Source organism: Advenella mimigardefordensis DPN7, from assembly GCF_000521505.1.
GTDB classification, from domain to species: domain Bacteria; phylum Pseudomonadota; class Gammaproteobacteria; order Burkholderiales; family Burkholderiaceae_B; genus Advenella; species Advenella mimigardefordensis.
Genome location: NZ_CP003915.1, coordinates 2715540 through 2736865 on the forward strand (window position 1 = coordinate 2715540; position 21326 = coordinate 2736865).

23 protein-coding genes are annotated in these 21326 nt (G+C 55.6%); 2 read left to right on the plus strand and 21 right to left on the minus strand.

Translation table 11 applies throughout. From position 1 onward, the window contains the following. Positions 1-86: 86 nt before the first annotated feature. From MIM_RS12490 to MIM_RS22160, 19 genes are all read right to left on the minus strand, one after another. The gene (locus MIM_RS12490) at positions 87-1784 is read right to left on the minus strand and encodes a mucoidy inhibitor MuiA family protein (RefSeq protein ID WP_025373095.1); all 1698 of its coding nucleotides are present in this window, start codon (positions 1782-1784) and stop codon (positions 87-89) included. 251 nt (positions 1785-2035) lie between these two features. Continuing rightward, positions 2036-2623: a DNA repair protein RecO gene (recO, locus tag MIM_RS12495; protein ID WP_025373096.1), complete on the minus strand. Its 588-nt coding sequence runs from the start codon at positions 2621-2623 to the stop codon at positions 2036-2038. Beyond that, entirely contained in the window at positions 2616-3557 is a 942-nt protein-coding gene (gene era, locus MIM_RS12500; protein WP_025373097.1) for a GTPase Era, read from the minus strand. The genes recO and era overlap by 8 nt, the downstream gene beginning before the upstream one ends. Continuing rightward, positions 3554-4306 carry a ribonuclease III gene (gene rnc, locus MIM_RS12505; RefSeq protein WP_025373098.1) on the minus strand — a complete coding sequence of 251 codons (753 nt, stop codon included), beginning with the start codon at positions 4304-4306 and terminating at the stop codon, positions 3554-3556. The genes era and rnc overlap by 4 nt, the downstream gene beginning before the upstream one ends. After that, positions 4306-5112, minus strand: coding sequence for a signal peptidase I (lepB, locus tag MIM_RS12510; protein WP_025373099.1), 807 nt, complete (start codon positions 5110-5112; stop codon positions 4306-4308). Before lepB ends, rnc begins: the two co-directional genes overlap by 1 nt. An 11-nt stretch (positions 5113-5123) precedes the next feature. Next, entirely contained in the window at positions 5124-6917 is a 1794-nt protein-coding gene (gene lepA / locus MIM_RS12515; RefSeq protein WP_025373100.1) for a translation elongation factor 4, read from the minus strand. Positions 6918-7138: 221 nt separating this feature from the next. Beyond that, positions 7139-8647, minus strand: coding sequence for a DegQ family serine endoprotease (locus MIM_RS12520; RefSeq protein ID WP_025373101.1), 1509 nt, complete (start codon positions 8645-8647; stop codon positions 7139-7141). A gap of 19 nt (positions 8648-8666) precedes the next feature. After that, positions 8667-9653 (minus strand): MucB/RseB C-terminal domain-containing protein, encoded by a 987-nt coding sequence (locus tag MIM_RS12525; RefSeq protein WP_144084643.1) that lies wholly within the window; start codon positions 9651-9653, stop codon positions 8667-8669. A 14-nt stretch (positions 9654-9667) separates the two neighbouring features. Continuing rightward, entirely contained in the window at positions 9668-10165 is a 498-nt protein-coding gene (locus MIM_RS12530) for a sigma-E factor negative regulatory protein (protein ID WP_025373103.1), read from the minus strand. Between the two features lie 10 nt (positions 10166-10175). Next, positions 10176-10775: an RNA polymerase sigma factor RpoE gene (gene rpoE, locus MIM_RS12535; RefSeq protein ID WP_025373104.1), complete on the minus strand. Its 600-nt coding sequence runs from the start codon at positions 10773-10775 to the stop codon at positions 10176-10178. Next, positions 10772-11164, minus strand: coding sequence for a hypothetical protein (locus MIM_RS12540; protein ID WP_158318732.1), 393 nt, complete (start codon positions 11162-11164; stop codon positions 10772-10774). Before MIM_RS12540 ends, rpoE begins: the two co-directional genes overlap by 4 nt. Before the next feature lie 82 nt (positions 11165-11246). Beyond that, positions 11247-12476: a beta-ketoacyl-ACP synthase II gene (fabF, locus tag MIM_RS12545; protein WP_025373106.1), complete on the minus strand. Its 1230-nt coding sequence runs from the start codon at positions 12474-12476 to the stop codon at positions 11247-11249. A gap of 174 nt (positions 12477-12650) precedes the next feature. Continuing rightward, on the minus strand, positions 12651-12887 hold the full coding sequence (gene acpP, locus MIM_RS12550; protein ID WP_014750355.1) for an acyl carrier protein: 237 nt from the start codon (positions 12885-12887) through the stop codon (positions 12651-12653). Positions 12888-13205: 318 nt separating this feature from the next. Continuing rightward, on the minus strand, positions 13206-13952 hold the full coding sequence (fabG, locus tag MIM_RS12555; protein WP_025373107.1) for a 3-oxoacyl-ACP reductase FabG: 747 nt from the start codon (positions 13950-13952) through the stop codon (positions 13206-13208). Positions 13953-13961: 9 nt separating this feature from the next. After that, the gene (fabD, locus tag MIM_RS12560) at positions 13962-14894 is read right to left on the minus strand and encodes an ACP S-malonyltransferase (protein ID WP_025373108.1); all 933 of its coding nucleotides are present in this window, start codon (positions 14892-14894) and stop codon (positions 13962-13964) included. Positions 14895-14918: 24 nt separating this feature from the next. Then, complete coding sequence (locus tag MIM_RS12565) at positions 14919-15893, minus strand: beta-ketoacyl-ACP synthase III (RefSeq protein WP_025373109.1); 975 nt, start codon at positions 15891-15893, stop codon at positions 14919-14921. Between the two features lie 60 nt (positions 15894-15953). Beyond that, a complete protein-coding gene (plsX, locus tag MIM_RS12570) occupies positions 15954-16994 on the minus strand; it encodes a phosphate acyltransferase PlsX (RefSeq protein ID WP_025373110.1) in 1041 nt (346 codons plus the stop codon). 103 nt (positions 16995-17097) lie between these two features. After that, on the minus strand, positions 17098-17280 hold the full coding sequence (gene rpmF, locus MIM_RS12575; RefSeq protein WP_025373111.1) for a 50S ribosomal protein L32: 183 nt from the start codon (positions 17278-17280) through the stop codon (positions 17098-17100). Positions 17281-17336: 56 nt separating this feature from the next. Next, positions 17337-17891, minus strand: coding sequence for a YceD family protein (locus MIM_RS22160; protein WP_025373112.1), 555 nt, complete (start codon positions 17889-17891; stop codon positions 17337-17339). A gap of 412 nt (positions 17892-18303) precedes the next feature. Between MIM_RS22160 and MIM_RS12585 the strand changes: the two genes are divergently transcribed. Both MIM_RS12585 and MIM_RS12590 read left to right on the plus strand, forming a co-directional pair. Then, the gene (locus tag MIM_RS12585) at positions 18304-18915 is read left to right on the plus strand and encodes a Maf family nucleotide pyrophosphatase (RefSeq protein ID WP_144084644.1); all 612 of its coding nucleotides are present in this window, start codon (positions 18304-18306) and stop codon (positions 18913-18915) included. Further along, on the plus strand, positions 18912-19613 hold the full coding sequence (locus MIM_RS12590; RefSeq protein ID WP_025373114.1) for an SAM-dependent methyltransferase: 702 nt from the start codon (positions 18912-18914) through the stop codon (positions 19611-19613). The genes MIM_RS12585 and MIM_RS12590 overlap by 4 nt, the downstream gene beginning before the upstream one ends. Positions 19614-19742: 129 nt before the next feature. On the opposite strand, the gene MIM_RS12595 is transcribed toward MIM_RS12590, so the two are convergent. Further along, positions 19743-20552, minus strand: coding sequence for an N-acetylmuramoyl-L-alanine amidase (locus tag MIM_RS12595; protein ID WP_025373115.1), 810 nt, complete (start codon positions 20550-20552; stop codon positions 19743-19745). 93 nt (positions 20553-20645) lie between these two features. Continuing rightward, on the minus strand, positions 20646-21326 hold the full coding sequence (locus tag MIM_RS12600) for a protein-methionine-sulfoxide reductase heme-binding subunit MsrQ (protein WP_144084645.1): 681 nt from the start codon (positions 21324-21326) through the stop codon (positions 20646-20648).

Genomic DNA, 21326 nt, shown 5'->3' on the forward strand with positions numbered 1-21326 from the left:
CACGATGGCGTTCCAACAAGGGCTATATCAGTCTCAGTCAAACAGGCCGTCGGGAAATAAAGCAACAGCCCGTTAGCTGCGGGCCATTAAGGCAATCCACTCACATCCAGGCTTTTCGGATACTGTACCGAGAACCGCAGGAGTACCGTACGCTCCTCACCGGCAGCCAGCTCCAGCTTCTGCTCATAACGGCCGTCGCCCTTGAGCGCAATATCCGCACCGGTGGGTTCAAGACGCTTGATATCAATTTTTTCATCGCCCGAAACCGGAAACCGGTCATGCAGGATCAAGTGCACCGGCTGCTTCCGATTATTACGAATGATGGTTTTATATTCATACGTCAGGCGAGCACCGCTGCCAGTCAGACCAGTAGACTCCGAAAACCGCTGCAGGGGTTCGCGTTTGACCGAAATGGCCTGATCCACGCCCATTGCCAGCTCCAGCTCCTCCTTGGGGAAAACGGTCTTCATATCCGAAGCCGCAATAAATTCATCATCGAAAAAGGCATTGACGTTGCCCGCCAGCAAAGGAAAGTCTTTACTGTTATTCATTTTTACAGTGGCAAAGACTGCTGTCGCTTCGGAGGGGACAAGTTCATAAGACAGTTCGGCCGTTTCGGTCAGCGTGGTGAGCGCCACACGCTGCTGCTGACCACCCGTTTTAACCGTCTGCCTGCCCGGTACCTCGAAGGTCGTATTCGTTGTGCTGGTCTGCGCGTTTGCAGGCTCATAGCTCGCCGCATCCGCCATCTCCATTACCCTCTCCGCGCCCGCAGCCATCGCCGCCTGACGGGCTCTCGAGCGCGCCACGGGTGCCGGCAGAGGCGGCGGTGCCACGTCTACCCGCCACGGTTGTAGCTGCGGCAAAGAAACACCCGTTACCGGCTGCGCTGTAGACAGGGTGATGGCGACATTGGTCCAGTCTTCGGCAGTGTTCTGGCTGATCTGCCCAAAGTAGTTCAGGGACAGTTTTCCACTGTTCGAATCATAACGTGCATCGTATACCGGCGACCAGGCAGCACCGGCCACCACATAACTGAGCACACTATTGATCGTTGCAGGCTCGGTGGCACGCAATGTCACCACGACTTTACGTGTTTCGTTGGCATCGCTTTGGGTCAATTGCTCCCGGCGCTGCGTCAGCACATTCAGGCGCGCCTCCAGCTGTTCCTTTTCCTGCAGGTGATCACGCCGTGTTTGCATAGCCTTCACCAGCTGCTCTCCGGTGAATGACATCAGGCCCACAAAGGCGTCCTGTGACAATGGCGGCACGTCCCGAATCTGCACGCTGTGCCCGTTCTGGTAGTTGCGGATGAAGCTGATCTGGTTGTCGTCTATCTTGATCTGATCCTGTAGCCGGGCAATCTGCTGCTGCAGGGCGTCAATCTGGCCGGCCACTTCATTGAGCCCGGCCGATGCCGTTGTCTGGCGCGTATCCGGCGTGCTGGAGACATGCAGAATCTGCACGCCAGCATCTGAGGCATTGGCATTGAACTGCAGTGAATGCTCATCCAGGTTGGTTGGCAGATTGGCAAAAACCAGTTCATGCTCACCCGCTGGGATGTCCTGGTTCGCTACCCGATGGACCAGTGCACGATCAGGATAGACCGTCACTTTGTCTATGTGGGACTGGGCATTGAGCGTATCGGCGAACGCCAGCGGCAGATGCATCGCAAACAATAGCGTGCCGGCAAAAATGCGCTTGCGCAAGGCGTCATGGTGATGGCCTGCCCGGCCGGCGCTGTACTTACGCGCGCCGCCAGGCTGAAAAGATTGTTTGCTCATAAATGCTCTCCGGAAGTCTTATCCGGAATCATAACCGAGGTTAGCCCCAATCGCGGCCAGGAAATGACCGGAATGGCATACGCGATGGCGTCAATCACATTATCGGCAGCGTCAGTTGGTGAGTTTGGTGAGTTTGGCGAGTTTGGGGAATGTGGGGAATGTGGGGAATGTGGTGAATCTGGTGAGTGTGGTGAATGCGGGAAGGTTACGCAGGTTGCGAAGGAACCCGGGTGGGTGATACCTGCCCTGATTCAATACTGTTTAAGCGACAACAACACGTTGCGTGTCATCAGCGGTCTTTGGTCCAGGTGTTCGTCGATGCGTTCTCGCAGCATGCGGCGCAAGCCAGGCTCGGCTGCCGGCTCGTCAAAATCCGGCCGGGCACCTGGCACGCCATAGCCGGTTTCCTGCAGGAGCGTCCATTCAAATCGACGCAGTGAACCCGACGCGCGCTCGCCAGTGGCAAGTTGCTGCAGGGCTTCACGGTAGGCGTCAAACAACTGGGGATGTGCATCTTCACCGGGCAGCATGCGCATCAACAGCTCGTTCATATACCAGGCGGACATGAGGGATTTGCCGGTCAGGCCGTGCAGGCCAGCCTGCTCGGCACGGGTAAGGGTCTTGACCTCGCCCTGCCCTGACCAGGACACCAGCAAAGGCTCAAATGCCGAAAGGACCGGGCGCAGTACCGAATAGGGCCGCTTGGCCCCTTTGGCAACCACGGTCATAATGCCGTGATCGCGGGCAAACAGGCGGGCAATCAGCGAAGACTCACTCCAGGCGGTGGCCTGCAACAAGTAGGCACTGGCGTCCTGTACCCGGCTGCCGCGTTTACTCATAGCCCAGATCGCGCAGGGCACTTTCCTTGTCTGACCAGCCTTTGCGCACTTTGATGTAAATTTCCAGAAACACCGGCTTGTCCAGCAAGGCGGAAATATCCTGACGGGCTTCGGTGGCGATGCGTTTCATATGGGTGCCTTTGGCCCCCAGCAAAATCGGCTTGTGACTGTCACGCTCCACCACCACGCAGGCGGCAATACGCGCAGCGTTTTCATCTTCGTCCCATTGCTCAATCACCACCGTGCAGGCGTACGGCAATTCATCGCCAACCAGCCGGAAAATTTTCTCGCGAATCAATTCAGCGGCAATAAAGCGGATCGGCCTGTCGGTTAACGCATCTTCTTCGAACATGAATTCGCCTTGCGGCAAACGCTGTTCAATTTCGGCCAGCAGGGTATCGAGCTGCACACCCTTGACTGAACTGACCGGCACCACGGCATCGTAGGCAAATTTGCTCATAATACGGCCGACAAAATCGAACAGGTCATTCTTGTTCTTGAGCGTATCTACTTTGCTGACGGCCAGAATACATTTTTTCGACACCGGCAGCAGTGGTACGATCTGCTCGTCTCCGGCAGACCATTTACCTGCTTCAACGACATGAACGATCACATCGACATCGGCCAGTGCCTGCGTGACCACCCGGTTCATCATGCGGTTCATCGTCCCGCCATGACGCGTTTGAAAGCCGGGAGTATCAACGAATACAAACTGCGTATTATCACGTGTAAGCACGCCATGAATACGGTGCCGGGTGGTTTGCGCCTTGCGCGAGACGATGGAAATCTTGCTGCCGATCAGTGCGTTGGTCAGCGTGGACTTGCCCACATTGGGACGCCCCACCACCGCCACAAAGCCGGTTTTGAACGGGCCCGCTGCTGCAGCGTCACCTGACGCAGGCACAATAGGTTCCTGACTCGGTTCCTGACTCATTTTTTCTCCTGTTCGACGGCGACCGGCAGGGTGAGCTGCGCGACCTTGCGTACCCGCTTTTTGGCGTTGCCTTTGGGTAATACCTTTTCCAGGGCATCCAGCATTTTGCGCGCGGCAGCCTGTTCAGCGGCACGGCGACTGCTGCCAGAGGCCTGACTGCGCATATCCAGCTCTGCAATAAAGCATTCAACCTCGAACTGCTGATCGTGTGCTGCACCGCTGGTGGCGACAACGTTATAAACCGGCAGAGCGAACTTGCGCCCCTGCAGTACTTCCTGCAACAGCGTTTTAGCGTCTTTACCCAGGGTATTGAAATCCACCGAGTCCAGCAATGGCGCGTATAACTGTTCAATGACAGCCTGTACCGATGGTACATCGCTATCCAGATAGATTGCAGCAAAAATCGCTTCCAGCGCATCTGCCAGAATCGAGGGACGACGAAATCCCCCGCTTTTGAGTTCACCTTCACCCAGCCGTAAGAACTGCGGCAGCTCAAGACGGTGCGCGATATCGGCCAGCGTTGCCTGTTTCACCAGACTGGCACGGATACGGGATAAATCCCCTTCGTCTTCACGTTGCAAACGATGAAACAGGATGGCAGCAACCGTGAAATTGAGGATGGAATCGCCCAGGAATTCGAACCGCTCGTTATGCGTTGCGCTGTGGCTGCGATGCGTAAGCGCCTGGACCAGCAGGCGCTGGTCGCGGAATTGATAACCGAGCAGTCGTTCCAGTCTTGACAGATTCATCACTTAAAAGAACCAATGCGACTCAAATCGCCGAAGTTCATCCATATAAAGAATGCTTTGCCCACGATATTGCGGTCAGGTACGAAGCCCCAGTATCGGCTGTCTTCACTGTTATCGCGATTATCGCCCATGACAAAGTATTGGCCTTCGGGCACCTTGCAGCGAAAATCCGTCCCGCTATATTCGCAGTTCTCTTTGCCCGGGAAAGTGGTCATACCCAGCAGCGCACCCATGCCCGGCATATTCAGAATGGCATGCTCCTGTTCACCCAGTTTTTCTTCCAGGGCTTCCGGCGTGCCGCTTTGCTGTGAAGGATTCACATAAGGGCCGATGCGCGTTACCGGTACGGCCTGTCCGTTGATGGTCAGGCGTTTGTTCTGATAGACCACCTCGTCGCCGGGAACGCCGACCACCCGCTTGATGAAATCCATATCCGGATTCACGGGATAGCGAAACACCATCACGTCGCCACGTTGCGGCGTGTTGATCGGAATAATTTTCTGATCAATGACAGGCAGGCGAATGCCATAGGTAAATTTATTTACCAGAATCATGTCGCCGTTTTGCAGCGTCGGCAGCATTGAGCCCGATGGAATCCGGAATGGTTCAAACAGAAACGAACGCAGAACAAAAACGAACAGAATGACCGGGAAAAAACTCAGCGAGTACTCAACCCACCAGGGGCGGTGCGCCTGCTCGTCCTCACCATACTCCGCTACCCGCCGCTTGCGCAAAACAAGGACGTCAAGCAGTTTTACCAGACCCGTAATCACCAGCAATACAAACAAGATCAATGCGAAATTCATCTTCTACTTCCTTATTTATCTTCAACCTGGAGAATGGCCAGGAACGCTTCCTGTGGAATTTCCACACTGCCTACCTGTTTCATCCGCTTCTTACCTGCCTTCTGTTTTTCCAGCAGTTTTTTCTTACGCGAAATATCTCCGCCATAACACTTGGCAAGTACGTTCTTGCGCAGTGCCTTCACGTTCTCACGCGCGATAATCTCGGCGCCGATTGCCGCCTGAATAACAACATCGAACATCTGACGCGGTATCAGCCCGCGCATTTTCGTCACCACTTCGCGGCCCCGATAGCGGGCGTTGGAGCGGTGTACGATCATTGACAGGGCATCGACCTTTTCGGAATTGATCAGCAGATCAACCCGCACGACGTCGGCTGAGCGATATTCAAGAAATTCATAATCCATGGACGCATAGCCGCGCGATACGGACTTGAGTCGGTCAAAGAAATCAAGCACGATTTCGGCCAGCGGGATTTCATAAATCAGATGAACCTGACGGCCATGGTAGCTCATGTTGATCTGGGTGCCGCGCTTGGCAATACACAATGTAATGACCGCGCCCACATATTCCTGTGGCATGAACAGCGTCACCGTGACGATGGGCTCGCGAATGTCGGCAATCTGCCCGACGTCAGGCATGCGGGATGGGCTTTCGATGCTCAGCACTTCACCATCGTTGCGCTCCACCTCATAGACGACCGTTGGAGCGGTGGTAATGATGTCCATGTCGAACTCACGCTCAAGCCGTTCCTGCACGATTTCCATGTGTAGCAGTCCCAGAAAGCCGCAGCGAAAGCCAAAGCCCAGCGCCTGCGAAACCTCGGGTTCGAACATGAGGGCGGCGTCATTGAGGCGCAATTTCTCAAGCGAGTCGCGCAGCTGATCATATTCACTGCTTTCCACCGGATACAGTCCGGCAAACACCTGCGGCTTGACTTCCTTGAAACCGGGCAACGGTGCGCTGGCCGGCTTACCAGCGAGGGTAATGGTATCGCCGACCTTGGCATCGGCCAGTTCCTTGATTCCGGCAATGACAAAACCGACTTCGCCGGCTGACAGCAAGGCGCGCGCTTCAGATTTGGGCGCGAACACACCCAGCTGTTCGCACAGGTGGGTGGCACCCGTTGCCATGAACGAAATCTTGTCCTTGGGTCGCAGCACACCGTTCTTGATCCGCACAAGCATGACCACGCCAACGTAATTGTCGAACCAGGAATCGATTATCAGCGCCTGCAAAGGTTCATCGACATTGCCTACCGGTGGCGGCACTTTGGCCACGATCATTTCAAGGATCTCTTCAATGCCCTCGCCTGTCTTGGCGCTGGCCTTGATCGCATCGCTGGCATCAATACCGATCACATCTTCGATTTCCTGACGTGCTTCTTCCGGTTCGGCCGATGGCAGATCCATTTTGTTTAGCACCGGCATCACTTCAACACCCAGCTCGATAGCGGTGTAACAGTTTGCGACCGTCTGCGCCTCTACACCCTGAGTCGCATCTACGACCAGCAGCGCACCTTCGCAGGCAGATAAAGAACGGCTGACCTCATAGGAAAAGTCGACGTGTCCTGGGGTATCGATCAGATTCAGATTGTAGATTTTCCCATCACGCGCCTTATAGTTCAGCGCGGCGGTCTGGGCCTTGATCGTGATGCCCCGCTCGCGCTCAATGTCCATTGAGTCAAGGACCTGCTTGGACATCTCCCGGTCTGCCAGTCCGCCGCAACGGTGAATGAGGCGGTCCGCGAGCGTAGATTTGCCATGGTCAATATGGGCAATAATCGAGAAATTACGTATATGTTGCATAAAAAGTGCACAAGTGCAGTGCCGGCACAGACTCGATAGAGTACATACGCCGGTTCCACCACAGTAAGGATGCCAGAGGCATCGGGAATGGTTTAGCTGCAGCGCCTGCTCCCGGACGACAGCCTGGCTCGGCGGTATCCCGCGCTGGCCCGTCACAGAGGTACAGACTCAAAAAAAGGGGCGCACGAAGCGCCCCTTGGCTTGCATACCGTATTGTAGCCTTATTTTGCAGGTGTTACAGGTACCCACTGGGTTAAATTGTCACGCCGAACCAGCAGGGCCGCTGCCTTGCCTTTTGCCAGCTTGCCCACGATTTCGCGGAAATGCTGAACATCTTTCACGTCCTGGTTATTCAGCGCAAGAATCACATCGCCGGGCTGAATACTGGCTTCCAGTGCAGCACCCTTGACATCCTTGACCAGCACACCGCCCTTGATGCGCATGCGGCTTTGCAGCGAGGACGGAACGGCTTCCACTGTCAGACCCAAGCGATCGGCTGAACCAGCCTGTTCCTGAGGCTCATCGCTGTTGGCGGTATCGGACGCAGCGTTCGGTATTTCCGCAATTTTAACGTCCAATGTCTCGTATTTACCACGACGCCATACTTCCAGTGGCGAGTTGGAGTCGGGCTTAGTCTGTCCTACCAGACGTGGCAGATCGGACCATTTTTTGACATCGGCACCATTGAACTTGGTAATCACGTCCCCAGCCTGTACACCGGCCTTGTCAGCAGGACCACCCTGCTCGACATTGCTGACCAGCGCGCCGGCGGCCTTGGGCAGACCGATGGCCTTGGCCACCTCTTCGCTCACTTCACCAATTTGCACGCCGATGCGGCCACGAGTCACCTTGCCGGTAGACTTGAGCTGATCAACCACACGCATGGCTTCATCTATCGGTATGGACAGGGAGATACCCATAAATCCACCACTCTGCGAGATGATCTGGGAGTTGATACCAACCACTTCACCCGCCAGATTGATCAGCGGACCACCGGAATTGCCGGGGTTGACCGCAACATCGGTCTGGATAAACGGCAGGTATTCACCCGTGTCGCGATTGATCGCGCTCACGATGCCGGAAGTGACGGTGGAATCCAGACCGAAGGGAGAACCGATGGCCAGTACCCACTGCCCTTTTTTCAGCGTGTTGGAGTCGCCGATTTTCAGCACAGGCAGGTTCTCTGCCTGAATTTTGATTAGCGCAATATCCGTACGCTTGTCAGTACCGATCACTTTAGCCTGATATTCACGACCATCGTTCATCGTCACGGTGATTTTTGACGCGCCATCGACCACATGGTTGTTGGTCATGATGTAGCCGTCTTTGGAAATGATAAATCCGGAGCCCACACCACGTGGCACACTGCGCTCCTCGCCGCCGCCGCGAGGCGCACGCTGCGAGCGCGGGTCACCATCACGTGAAGGCGGCACGAAATCGGGACCAAAGAAAAAGCGAAATAGATCGTCAGGGCTGTCGCCCGGACCAAAGCCCTGAGCTGGACGCGCAGAGACCTTTTCCATCGTGCGAATGTTGACCACCGCGTTTTCGGTAGCCGCCACGATGGGGGTGAAATCTGGCAGTGCAGCCACGGCGTTAGACGTAGGTACGGTTGCTGTCGGCGCATTTTGCGCCATGCCGGTGTACGGTAGCAATACCGTCGCACTGCCCAGTCCGATCATTGCCGCGACGATAGCGGTCTGTAGCGGTTTTTTGACCTTGTTATTCATGAGTAGCCCTTTTCAGTATTTACTGTTTTGAAACAGGTTGAATGAATTTCGTTGAAACGGCCAGGTCTTTCAGCGTTGTCAGCGGTATCGCTCCGATGGCGGTAAGCCAGTAATCATCAATCCGCTGGCGAAATACATTCATCGAACCGACCTTGGCATCCCCTTGATTGTTAAAGGTTTTTTCAGAATCCTTTACTTTCTGGATGAATACCGAGATGGAAGACAGACCGTCTGTAAGTATTAGTTGCTTTACGTTCTCTTTAGTTCCTTTCGGACGAACGATACTCATGATGGGAACAAAACCAGCGGGATACCGGATGCGCCAGCCTTCCTGAGTCAGATCCACAGCCACCGGCTGATGTTCAATACGCTTCCATTGCGTGTAATCGAATGCTGATTTCAGATTGGCCGTGTCTACCTTGCTGCCTACAGACAACCCGGTAAACGTGACCTGTTCAATAACCGTACCCTGTTCGTTCACGGTCTGTGATTTGAGTAACAGCCGGGATTTTTCGTCGGCGCAAAAGCGATAGCCATAACGATCCTGAACCCGGGGGTGCACTTCGATCATATCGCAGGGTCGGCCGGCCACACGTGTGCTGCCGTCCTGCGTGCGGATGTCGTAGTATTTTTCAAGACTTTCTATGGGACCCAGCAGCAGCGCCGGAAAGCGATCCTTGCGCGGCTTATCCACGATCACGATTTTACGCGCCGGTATCAGACTTTCTACAACGTTGTTGTTGCGCAGATATTCCTGGGCATCGCCATCGAGCACCTCCAGGCGCTCTTTGACGCCCTCGCCGTCAACGACATGCGTTACCCTTGAAGTGATCATCACATTGCCCTGCTGGTACAGGAATGTGCCGCTGTAATCGGTCGATTCTGCGGCATTCTGAATCTGCATGAGCAACTGTGCGGGCGTATCGGCATAGGCCGGCAGACAGGGAGTGATGGCCCAGCATACGGCCAGCATGACGCGGTGAGAACGTCGACCAGTTAAACGCAACCTATCCTGACCGATCACTGTGGATCCCCGATTTCATATGAAACCTGGCGAACCGGATAGGCACCAACCATTTGGCTGTGCGCGGCCACGTAATCCTGGAAGTCGTTGCGCGGAATATCGGCCGGTGCGGTAGACTGGCTGGCGGCAAGCGTTGGTGGCGCGGGTGGCGCACCATTGTCCGGGAACGGATCATTGAACCATACCAGCGCAGCCACAGCCGCGGCAGCGGCCACGCCGGAGGCGCCCCAGCGCAGATAGCCACGAGCCGGAGCGACATGGTGTGTCGGCTCGGCTGCGATCAGCTTGCTGATGCGGGCATTGAACAGATCGGAAGGCTTGATGGCCAGATGTTCGTTGCGCATGACGTCGCCAATCAGATGATAGGTATCCCAGGTCTGGCGACCGTAAGGCGTATCAATCCTGGACGCATCAAAGGCATCACATTCGCCATCCACCATTTCGGAGATGGATTCATTCCAATCAATCGCAGGAGGAGTTCGTGTGTTTTCCATTATGTGTTCCTTACCAGCGGCGATCCATACCCTGCCCCAGGACAGGTTTGAGCTTCGCCGCGATGGCTTCCCGGGCACGGAATATGCGGGAGCGTACCGTACCAACCGGGCAGGCCATTGCCTGTGCAATTTCTTCGTAACTCAGGCCTTCCAGCTCTCTTAGCACAATTGCCATGCGCAAGTCTTCGGGCAATGTTTCGATCGCTTCGTTGACAGTCTGGACGATTTCCTGCGTTACCATGCTCGATTCAGGCGTGGCAATATCTATAAGATTGTCTGAATGGGAAAAAGTTTCACCATCTTTGTTTTCCAGCGTATCCGGATAATTCATCTTGCGGTCTGAAGATGACATCCAGTTGCGTGCAGTATTGATGGCGATTCGATACAACCAGGTATAAAACGCGCTTTCCCCTCGAAACTGGGCAATCGCACGGTAAGCCTTAATAAACGTTTCCTGCGCAATATCTTCAACCTCGCTGTGGCTGCCCACCATCCGGGCCAGCAGCCCCATGATCTTGCGCTGATATTTCAGAACCAGCAGATCGAAGGCTTTCTTATCACCCTTCTGAACCCGCTGCACCAACTCCCAGTCAACATCGCGTTCGTTCATATGGCGAGCCTCGCGACAGCACCCGGCGCTGGTACCCATTGGGACGCTTGCACCAGCACGCAGAAACGCCGCCAGGCTTGCTCCGACTGGCCGAATGACCAGACCGTCACAAGCGTGGGACGTGCATGAGGGAAATAGGGATCGCGCAGCATCAGGGTAAACCACCAGGGGCCCTGCCAGTACTGCAGAAGGACACGATGATCATTGGTGGTCGTGTCCGGTGATGTCACGCTGCGGCAAAGCCGATAGCGGCCATCGGGTTCGATGTGAAGATAAGCGGCCTGGCGGACTCTGCTGCCGGCAAGATAACGGCGGCCAGCCAGAGCAAGAACGGCGAGCAGAAATGCGGCCTGAGGGCCGGCAATGCAGAGCATTGCCAGAATTGCCACGACATGATGGCCAACTGTGATGTAACCGGGCTGCCCGACATGGAGTCGAGCCTGCCAGTGCCGGTTCAGTTCGTACTGCAAATCAGACCCGTTTGACGATCATGGACCCGTTGGTGCCACCAAATCCGAAAGAGTTGGACAGCGCCACATCAATTTTCATCTCGCGAGCGGCGTTGGCACAATAATCGAGATCGCATTCGGGATCCTGATTGACCAGGTTGATGGTGGGTGGAGACACCTGATGGTGCACGGCCAGCGTGGTAAAGACCGCTTCAATGCCGCCAGCGGCACCCAGCAGGTGGCCGGTCATGGATTTGGTTGAGTTGACCACGGTTTTATAGGCATGATCACCCAGCGCCAGCTTGAGCGCCTCGGTCTCGTTCTTATCGCCCAGCGGGGTTGATGTACCATGCGCATTAACGTAATCAACCTGATCCGGATTCAGTTTGCCGTTTTTCAGCGCATTCAGGATGCCGCGGCGGGGGCCGTCACGGTCAGGCGCCGTAATATGGTGAGCATCAGAGCTCATGCCATAGCCGGCAAATTCACCATAGATGCGCGCGCCACGGGCTTTGGCATGTTCATATTCTTCCAGCACCAGCACACCTGCCCCTTCACCCAGAACGAATCCATCGCGGTCGACATCCCAGGGACGAGATGCCGCTTGCGGATCGTCATTGCGGGTTGACAGGGCGCGCATTGCGGCGAACCCGCCGATGCCCAGCGGAGACACTGTGGATTCTGTGCCCCCCGCCAGCATGACATCGGCATCGCCGTATTCGATCAGCCGGGCTGCATCACCAATAGAGTGCAAGCCGGTAGTGCAGGCGGAGACGACTGCATAGGTTGGCCCCTTGAGCCCCAGCATAATGGATACCTGGCCGGAAACTAGATTGATGAGGGAAGCAGGAACAAAGAATGGCGAAATACGGCGCGGGCCTTTTGCCAGGTATTCAGTCTGGGTTTCTTCAATGCGCTGCAGGCCGCCAATCCCCGAACTGACGATGGCGCCAATGCGTTCGGCATTCTCTTCGGTCACGGTAAGACCGGCATCTTTCCATGCATCGACACTGGCGGCGATACCGTAATGGATGAACGTATCCATTTGTTTGGCCTCTTTGGCCGACAGATACTGTGTTACGTCGAAGTCTTTGACCTCGCCGGCAATTTGCGCATTGAAGCTGGAGGCGTCAAAGCGTGTGATGCGGTCAATGCCGGAACGTCCGTTGACAATATTATCCCAGGCCTGCGGTACTGTGTTTCCGACCGGGGAAACAATTCCCAGTCCGGTGATGACAACGCGTCTTTTCACGGTTGGCTCCTACCCTATACTGAAGTAAATATGAATCAAATCCCTGAAATAAAAAAAGGGTCTGGAAAAGGTTTATACCGTCCATATCGCAAGGGATATTGACGTGAGCCACTTTCCAAAACCGCTTTTTTTATTGCAACCGGCAGTGTATGCACGCCGGCTGGCTCGCACAAATTAACCTTTGTGAGAGTTGATATAGTCCACTGCCTGCTGAACGGTTGTAATTTTTTCAGCTTCTTCGTCAGGAATTTCTGTTTCGAACTCGTCTTCAAGTGCCATGACCAACTCAACCATGTCCAGTGAATCTGCACCCAGGTCGTCAAGAAATGAAGACTCATTTTTGATTTCTGCTTCATTTACACCAAGTTGTTCTGCGACGATCTTCTTGACGCGTTGTTCGATGCTATCCATGTAAATCTCCAAAGGGGGAAAATCCCGCAATTTTAGCCAACTACAAACCGATTGCAAAAGGCTTTATGTGAAAAAAATATTTTAGCGAAACTGGTTTCTGAAAACAGTAAAACTAAAACACAGTTTAAAAATAAACAACTGCTCTTTTACGTACCCTGCATTTTAGTAAAATTTCAGCTCTGTATAAGAAAAAGAACCTCACTGCCTCAAATTACCTGCCCTGCACGCCGGCTCTACCCTGTTAAAGGGCATTACCGGCCCGAATCCCGCGCGAGCATGCGACCGGCTCAGGCCGCCCGCTCAACGAGCAAACCCGGCTTATTGCATGAACATGCCACCATTGACATGTACAGTTGTACCCGTAATATACCCTGCTCCGGGTCCGGCCAGAAACGCGACGGCATTGGCCACGTCAGCAGGCTGACCCAGACGCCCCAGGGGAATCTGACCCAGCAGCGCGGCAGTCTGGTCTTCACCCAGAGCGCGTGTCATATCGGTATCGATAAAACCGGGCGCCACGCAGTTAACCGTAATATTGCGACTGCCCAGCTCACGCGCCAATGCACGTGTCATTCCGGCCACACCGGCTTTGGCCGCCGCATAGTTGGCCTGTCCCGGGTTACCGGCAGATCCCACAACCGACGTCACATTGATAATGCGACCGGCGCGCGCTTTCATCATGACCCGCAGCACGCCACGCGAGAGGCGGAATACTGAATCCAGATTGGTGCCGATGACAGCAGACCAATCGTCGTCTTTCATGCGCATGGCCAGGCCATCACGCGTAATACCTGCATTATTGACCAGAATATGCGGGCCGCCCTCTTTACCCAGTTCGGCAAGCAACGCATCGCAGGCGTCGGCATCGGTCACATTCAGCACGACGCCACGCCCCTGGCTGCTCGCCAGCATATCGCTGATCGCCTGCGCACCGGATTCAGAGGTGGCGGTACCCACAACGGTGGCGCCGCGTTTAGCCAGCTCAAGTGCAATGGCCTTGCCCAGGCCACGACTGGCTCCGGTGACCAGTGCAATCTGGCCCGTAAGTTCTTTCTGTTCAGACATGGCAGTTCCTTATGCGTTGATTTGAGCGAGCGCGGCATCCAGCGATGCCTGGTCATATACCGATACCGTTACCAGCTCGGGCTCGATACGTTTGATCAAACCGGCAAGCACTTTGCCGGGACCGCATTCCACCACATGGGTGACACCACGGGCTTTCATGGCCCGGACCGTCTCTACCCAGCGTACCGGATGCCAGGCCTGGCGCACCAATGCATCGGCAATCGCCTGCGTACTGGCCGAGACCGCGACATCAACGTTATTGATCACTTCGGCAGCGGGCATATTCAGCCTGAGTTCGCCCAGGGCCTGTTGCAACACCGCTGCAGCGGGCTCCAGCAGCCGAGAATGAAATGGTGCAGACACCGGCAACAGCAGCGCCCTTTTGGCACCCTTTGCCTTGGCCAGATCGCAGGCACGCTGCACGGCGTCCTTGTGCCCGGCAATCACCACCTGAGCCGGCGCATTGAAATTGACCGCTTCTACAACTGTATCGCTGCTGGCTTCGCTGCACACAGCAAGGACGGTTTCATCATCCAGCCCCAGAATAGCCGCCATGCCGCCTGTACCCACGGGTACCGCGTCCTGCATGGCACTGGCGCGGATACGCACCAGACGCACAGCATCTTCAAGCGAGAATGTGCCGGCTGCCGTAAGAGCCGAATATTCACCCAGGCTGTGCCCGGCCATGATCTCCGGCTTAGGGCCACCCGCCTGACACCAGGCGTCATACATGGCGACACTGCAGGCCAGCATGACCGGCTGCGTGTTGACAGTGAGATTGAGTTCTTCGGCAGGTCCCTTCTCAACAAGGGCGACCAGATCCTGGTCCAGCGCAGTGGATGCGCGCTGCATGGCAGCGTCGATGGCCGGGTTGCCCGCCCAGCCGGCGAGCATGCCGACGGTTTGCGAACCCTGTCCTGGAAATACGAATGCGAGTTTCATGGTTTTCTGTGTTGAAGTGAAAAGTCAGATACGGGCCAGCACGGAACCCCAGGTAAAGCCACCGCCTACGCCCTGCATAAGCACCAATTGGCCCTTTTTGATGCGTCCGTCACGACGGGCAACATCAAAAGCCAGCGGCACGCTTGCAGCCGAGGTATTGGCATGTTCGCCCACCGTTGCCACCACTTTTTCACTGGAGATGCCCAATTTGCGGCCCAGGAAGTCGATGATACGGATATTGGCCTGATGCGGCACCATCCAGTCCAGATCACTGAGCTGAACGCCGGCTTTTTCACACACCTGACGTGCTGATTTATCCAGAACCGTTACGGCCTGTTTGAACACGGACTGCCCATCCATACGCAGGAACGGGTCGCCGGTAACCTGACCATTTTCAATCCGCCCGGCGGTATTCAAAATCGTGTGCAGTGAGCCATCGGCATTCAACTGCGAAGCCAGAATGCCGGGTTCATCCGATGCCTGCAGCACCATGGCGCCGGCACCATCACCAAACAGAACGCAGGTACCGCGATCATTCCAGTCCAGAATGCGGGAGAACACTTCGGTACCGATGACCAGCGCATTGCGCGCATTACCCGCCCGGATAAAACTATCGGCAGTGGTCAGTGCATAAACAAAGCCGCTGCAGACCGCCTGGACATCAAATGCAGCACCACCCTTGTTACCCAGTCTGGCCTGAATCAGGCAGGCAGTGCTGGGAAAAATAAAATCGGGCGTGGACGTGGCAACGATAATAAGATCAAGGTCTGCCGCAGCAATACCTGCATCGGCAAGGGCCTTTTCGGCCGCCAGAAAGCCCAATTCACTGGAGGTGACACCGGCATCGGCCAGATGTCGCTGATGAATGCCGGTACGGGTCACAATCCATTCGTCGGACGTTTCAAGACCCCGCTGGGCCATATCTTGAGCAAGCATCGTGTTGGTGACACATTTTGGCGGTAAATAACTTCCCGTACCCACGATGGTTGAATAAGTCATGTATGGCTCCGAAGACGATGTGAATAAGTAAAACAGGCAATTTTATAGTTTTTATAACTATTATGCGCTGCTTTCCGTATTTTTTGAGCGAATGAGCTGACTGATCTGCAGCACGGAGCTGGAGGTTTTTTCCAGCAATTTGCTGGCCACTGCCTCGCGAGCGCGCTCCAGCGCGACAGTATAGGCGTAGATATCGGCGGAACCGTGACTTTTGATCACAACACCGCGCAGACCGAGCAATGCCGCGCCATTATGGTTGCGCGAATCGACCCGCTTGCGGAAGCGATTCAGAACAGGCCGTGCGAACAGGCCGGCCGCCATGGTGAACGGGTTGCGCATGAATTCATCACGAATCATACTGCCGATCATTTTGGACAGCCCTTCGACAGACTTGAGCACCACATTGCCGACAAAACCGTCGCAGACAACCACATTGGTCGTGCCTTTGAAGATATCGTCGCCTTCGACATTACCGTAGAAATTCAGGTTGCTGGCGCGCAGCAGCTCGGCCGCTTCCTTGACCACATCGTTGCCCTTGATGGCTTCCTGCCCGATATTGAGCAAACCGATGCTGGGGTTTTCAATATGCTCAACCGATTGCGACAACGCCGCACCCATGATGGCAAATTCAAGCAGATGCTCTGCTGAACAGTCGACATTGGCCCCCAGATCAAGCACCGTCGTCGTGCCGCCCCGCTGATTGGGAATCGCGGCAGCAATGGCAGGACGATCAATACCTTCCATGGTTTTGAGGACATATCGGGAAATGGCCATCCAGGCACCGGTATTGCCCGCAGAGACGCAGGCATCGGCACGGTCATCCTTGACACAGGTGACCGCCACGCGCATGGAGGAATCTTTTTTCTTGCGCAGCGCGATATCCACCGGGTCTTCCATGGTCACCACTTCGGACGCAGCGACAATTTCAAACTGGGCAGGATTGGCCGGGCGCGCCTGTTTCAGGGCGGCCTCTACCTGATCAGGCAGACCCACCAGCAGAAAACAGGTATCAGGAAACTTTGCGGCGACCTGAACGGCCGCCGGCACGGTGACGGGAAGGCCGTGATCGCCCCCCATACAGTCAATTGCAATTCTGATCACTATTAATAATGTTTCCGTTACGGTAATACAGCGGGGGTGATCAGAAATGCCGCGAGCAACCGCACCGACAGTCCGTCACTTCCCTTACCGGTTAAACAGAGAATTATTCGTCGTTTTTCGTTTTCAGAACTTTGCGACCACGATAAATGCCGTTAGGGCTGATGTGGTGACGCAGGTGCAATTCACCAGAAGTAGGCTCGATTGCTGTCGCAGGTGTCGTCAGAAAATCGTGCGAACGGTGCATACCGCGTTTTGAAGGTGTCTTTTTGTTTTGTTGAACGGCCATGATGACTCCGATAATAAAACTGCACAACCCAAAAATTATGCAGAAAATAGGTTAAGTTACTGCTTCTTTAAAGCTGCCAGCGCCGCAAACGGCGATGGTTTTTTGCCTGCCCCTTCGGGCGTGTCCTGATTGTCATACTGCACGCATGCATAATCATGCCTGGGTATGTAGGGCAGACTCAGAATGAATTCGTCTTCCACCAACTCCAGCACGGGCTGACTGGCCTGAGCCAGAATCCGGTCCGGGATTTCCATATCCGGATCATCGACCTCGTTGTCTTCGTCCAGCGCAGCCTGATTGGTAACCACTTCCAGCTGCGCAGCACTTTCAACCGCATAGACAAAAGGCCGCATGCACCGCTGGCAAATAAGAATCGGCCGGGCGCTGACTTCCAGATGAAGATAACGTTTTCCGTACTGGGCGCGCTCTCCACGCACAGACCAGTGTACCAGGCCATCAACCTCTGCCGCGCCTGCCTCGTCCGACGGCAAAACCTGCGCTGGCAGCAGATCACTCGTGCGTGAAAACACCGACAACGGCGTCTCACCGCTTTGCTCTGCGCCGCGGGAGATAAAATCCAGTACGTCGATCACAGGATGACCGGGTTTCATAAAATAGCCAGATATTGTATTACAGATATCGACCTGCCGAACATTTTCAGGCGGATCAGTAAAATGGTTAAATAAAGCGGGCTTACGCCCTTTTTGCCCTATAGCCCTGACAGCCCGGCTATAGGCCTGGCATCAGGCTCGGCTCCATTGGTAAAATCCTGCCAATGCGCACTCACCGCCTTTATAACCCGACCCTTTATAACCGACCATATGACAGCGCTATATCAGACAGCACCATATCAAATACCGCCCAATACTGCTATATCGATACCGCTATATCACTAGCCGATCCTGTTCTTGCAGACCAATTACACATTCGGTCTTTTCCCGGATTTCGCGGCGGGTTTGCAGTGCTCACCCACACAATTCCCGGAAAACATAAGATAATAACTTGTTCACATCCGATAAGTCAATGAAAACCATGTCATTTTCCCCTCCGCGTCTTATTCTCGCGTCATCTTCGGTCTATCGCAAGGCCATGTTGCAACGCCTGGGCCTGCCCTTTGAGGCTATTTCCCCCGGGATCGACGAGTCCGCTATGCCCGGCGAGGCGCCCGAAGCGCTATCGCAACGCCTGTCCCTGGCCAAGGCACAGCACGTTGCCGCCCTGCACCCCGGTAGTGTGGTGATCGGCTCCGATCAAGTAGCGACGCACGACGGCCAGCCCATTGGCAAGCCGGGCACGCATGAACGCGCTTTCGCACAGCTGCGCGAATTGTCTGGCAAAACCGTCGCCTTCCATAGCGCGCTGGCCGTCACCAACGGCACACGCAGCGCCGTTGCCGATGTCATCACACATTGCGTCTTCCGCGAACTGTCAGACCAGGAAATTGAACATTACCTGACCGTGGAAAAGCCGTTTGACACCGCCGGCAGCGCCAAGGCGGAGGGCCTGGGCATCAGCCTGATGCAATCGATGCACAGTGATGACCCAACCGCTATCATCGGGCTTCCCCTGATCGAGCTGTCACGCATGCTGCGCGGTTTCGACCTCAATCCCACGTTACTGGCGCAACCACTATGATTGATACGCTTCACCTTCTGCCTGTCAGCCTGGGCGAGGCCGCTATCGAGCAATGGCTGCCCGCCGGCGCCCGGCAGCAGGCTTCCGTTCTGAAGACCTATATTGCCGAAAACGCCAAAACCGCCCGCGCATACCTGAAACAGACCGGCACCGAAGGCCCTATTCAGGACATTACGATTCACACATTGGGCGCCAAAACAGCCGAAGCCGATATCCGGTGCTGGCTCACCGAGACCAGCGGCGCCATCGGCCTGGTTTCGGAGGCGGGTTGCCCCGCGGTGGCCGACCCCGGCGCGCGCGTCGTGCTGCTGGCCCATCAACTGGGTATTCAGGTCGTGCCCTGGGTCGGGCCATCCTCTATTCTGCTGGGCCTGATGGCCAGTGGCCTGGACGGGCAGCGCTTTACCTTTCACGGTTACGTGCCCATTGCGCCGGCTGAACGCAGCAAGCAGATCAAGGGCTGGGAACAGCTTTCTACCCGCCACAACCAAACGCAATTGTTCATTGAAACGCCCTACCGCAATATGGCCATGTTCGCCACCCTGCTTCAAACCCTGAATCCAGGTACCCGGCTCTGCATTGCGCGCGCGCTGACCACAGGCGATGAATGGATCCGGACCGATACCATTGCCGGCTGGAAACGACAGCCGCAACCCGATCTGGACAAATTTCCAACATTGTTTCTGTTTCTGGCCTAGAACCCCAGAGATCCCGGGGCAGGCTGACCGGGCTGACCGGGCTTGACCGGACATACTGGACATGCGGGGCCTTGCGGGGTTACAACGCCCGCACTTTTTCCAAAGGCGCGAACGTTATTGTGATAAACACTAGGGCTGTGGCGAGGACATCTGGCGCGCCAGATCTTCAGCTATGGCCAGTGTCTGCGCATCCACCTGACCGGCGTAGTCGGCCGGTCTATAATGCATCTGGAAGGCACGCACAACCTGTCGCGTCTGCGCATCCCACACGCCGGTTTGCGCGATCGGGTAACCTATACGCGCCAGCAATCCCTGAACAACCGAGGCATCTGACAGCGTACGGGCATCCAGCAATGGGATGCGCTGCACGACGGCTGATTCATCGTACCAGCGGCCCAGCCCCTGTTGCGCCAACGCCCGCCAGGGAAAAGCAGGACCGGGATCGCTCTTGCGCAAGGGGGCAATATCGCTATGCGCCACAATATTCCAGGCACTCACGTGATGACGCGACTGAATATCACGCAGCAACGCCACCAGCATAGTGATCTGCGCGGGCGAATAAGTCGCCCAGCGAGTATGCGCAGCGTCCAGCGGCCCGGCATTGACCATTTCAATACCAATGGACATGGCATTCAGATTGGGATACTCAAACCACTGGCTCGCCCCGGCATGCCAGGCACGCCGGTTTTCGTCGACCAGCGAAAAGATTCTGACCGGCTCATCTGTTATCAGATAGTGAGCACTCACCTGCCCCTGCGACAACAAACGCAGGGATTCTGCACGATTTTCAGAGGTGTAGTGCAGCACGATAAAACGAACCCGGCTATCCTGACTACTTGCGCGCAGCGACGTATCGATGGGCAATGCAGGCAAACCTGCGGTGCAGGCGCCAAGCCCCAGTGCCGCGGTTGCCAGTAGCAGCCAGGCCCGTCTTTGCATGTTTCCGCCTTCTGTTTCATTCTGATTAAGTATTTTCTGACGCAAACGACGTCCGGTCAATAGCGGCCAGCGCAACAGCCTTCCTGTAAAGCGTTATACAGCGACCGTGCGCCGCCGATTGCGCCATGCACGCACTATCCGCCAGAGCAATAGCAGCGCCAGCAGCGTACCATACAGAATCGGCTCGGCAAAGTCATGCTTGCCAGCCCGCATCAGCCAGAAGTGCACAATACCAAGCACACCAATCGCATAAATCATCCGATGCAGGCGCATCCACTTGAGTCCCAGCCGGCGCATCCAGCCCTGCGTAGAGGTCAGCGCCAGCGGCAGCATCAGCAGAAACGCCGCCATGCCGACAAAGATAAAGGTGCGATCCAGCACATCCTTGATCATGGATGACAAATCCATATTACGATCCAGCACCACCCAGGTCAGCAAATGCAGCACCACATAAAAGAAGGCGAACAGCCCCAGCATGCGTCGCACTCGCACCAGCGCAGGCTGGTCCAGCAACTGCCGGACCGGCGTTACCGCAAGCGTGAGCAGCAGCATGGCGAGCGTCCAGAAACCGGAAGAACGGGTAATGAATTCGACAGGATTGGCTGTCAGGCCATCGGTGTACCCCAAATAGAACCAGCGCAAAAAAGGGATCAGACAGAGAACAAACAGCAAGGGCTTAAAGCGTCCCACCTGGCTGGCGGTCCAGCGCCTGCGCGTCATTGCAGCCGCCCTGGTGGCAGCCACTGGCGGCGCCACACCGGTAAAATCAGACAT

Bases quoted from the DNA above. Each gene is read 5' to 3' on its own strand.
- MIM_RS12490 (WP_025373095.1), bottom strand. From the start codon at position 1,784: ATGAGCAAACAATCTTTTCAGCCTGGCGGCGCGCGTAAGTACAGCGCC.
- recO (WP_025373096.1), bottom strand. From the start codon at position 2,623: ATGAGTAAACGCGGCAGCCGGGTACAGGACGCCAGTGCCTACTTGTTG.
- era (WP_025373097.1), bottom strand. From the start codon at position 3,557: ATGAGTCAGGAACCGAGTCAGGAACCTATTGTGCCTGCGTCAGGTGAC.
- rnc (WP_025373098.1), bottom strand. From the start codon at position 4,306: ATGAATCTGTCAAGACTGGAACGACTGCTCGGTTATCAATTCCGCGAC.
- lepB (WP_025373099.1), bottom strand. From the start codon at position 5,112: ATGAATTTCGCATTGATCTTGTTTGTATTGCTGGTGATTACGGGTCTG.
- lepA (WP_025373100.1), bottom strand. From the start codon at position 6,917: ATGCAACATATACGTAATTTCTCGATTATTGCCCATATTGACCATGGC.
- MIM_RS12520 (WP_025373101.1), bottom strand. From the start codon at position 8,647: ATGAATAACAAGGTCAAAAAACCGCTACAGACCGCTATCGTCGCGGCA.
- MIM_RS12530 (WP_025373103.1), bottom strand. From the start codon at position 10,165: ATGGAAAACACACGAACTCCTCCTGCGATTGATTGGAATGAATCCATC.
- rpoE (WP_025373104.1), bottom strand. From the start codon at position 10,775: ATGAACGAACGCGATGTTGACTGGGAGTTGGTGCAGCGGGTTCAGAAG.
- acpP (WP_014750355.1), bottom strand. From the start codon at position 12,887: ATGGATAGCATCGAACAACGCGTCAAGAAGATCGTCGCAGAACAACTT.
- fabG (WP_025373107.1), bottom strand. From the start codon at position 13,952: ATGTCTGAACAGAAAGAACTTACGGGCCAGATTGCACTGGTCACCGGA.
- fabD (WP_025373108.1), bottom strand. From the start codon at position 14,894: ATGAAACTCGCATTCGTATTTCCAGGACAGGGTTCGCAAACCGTCGGC.
- MIM_RS12565 (WP_025373109.1), bottom strand. From the start codon at position 15,893: ATGACTTATTCAACCATCGTGGGTACGGGAAGTTATTTACCGCCAAAA.
- rpmF (WP_025373111.1), bottom strand. From the start codon at position 17,280: ATGGCCGTTCAACAAAACAAAAAGACACCTTCAAAACGCGGTATGCAC.
- MIM_RS22160 (WP_025373112.1), bottom strand. From the start codon at position 17,891: ATGAAACCCGGTCATCCTGTGATCGACGTACTGGATTTTATCTCCCGC.
- MIM_RS12585 (WP_144084644.1), top strand. From the start codon at position 18,304: ATGAAAACCATGTCATTTTCCCCTCCGCGTCTTATTCTCGCGTCATCT.
- MIM_RS12590 (WP_025373114.1), top strand. From the start codon at position 18,912: ATGATTGATACGCTTCACCTTCTGCCTGTCAGCCTGGGCGAGGCCGCT.
- MIM_RS12595 (WP_025373115.1), bottom strand. From the start codon at position 20,552: ATGCAAAGACGGGCCTGGCTGCTACTGGCAACCGCGGCACTGGGGCTT.
- MIM_RS12600 (WP_144084645.1), bottom strand. From the start codon at position 21,326: ATGTCTGATTTTACCGGTGTGGCGCCGCCAGTGGCTGCCACCAGGGCG.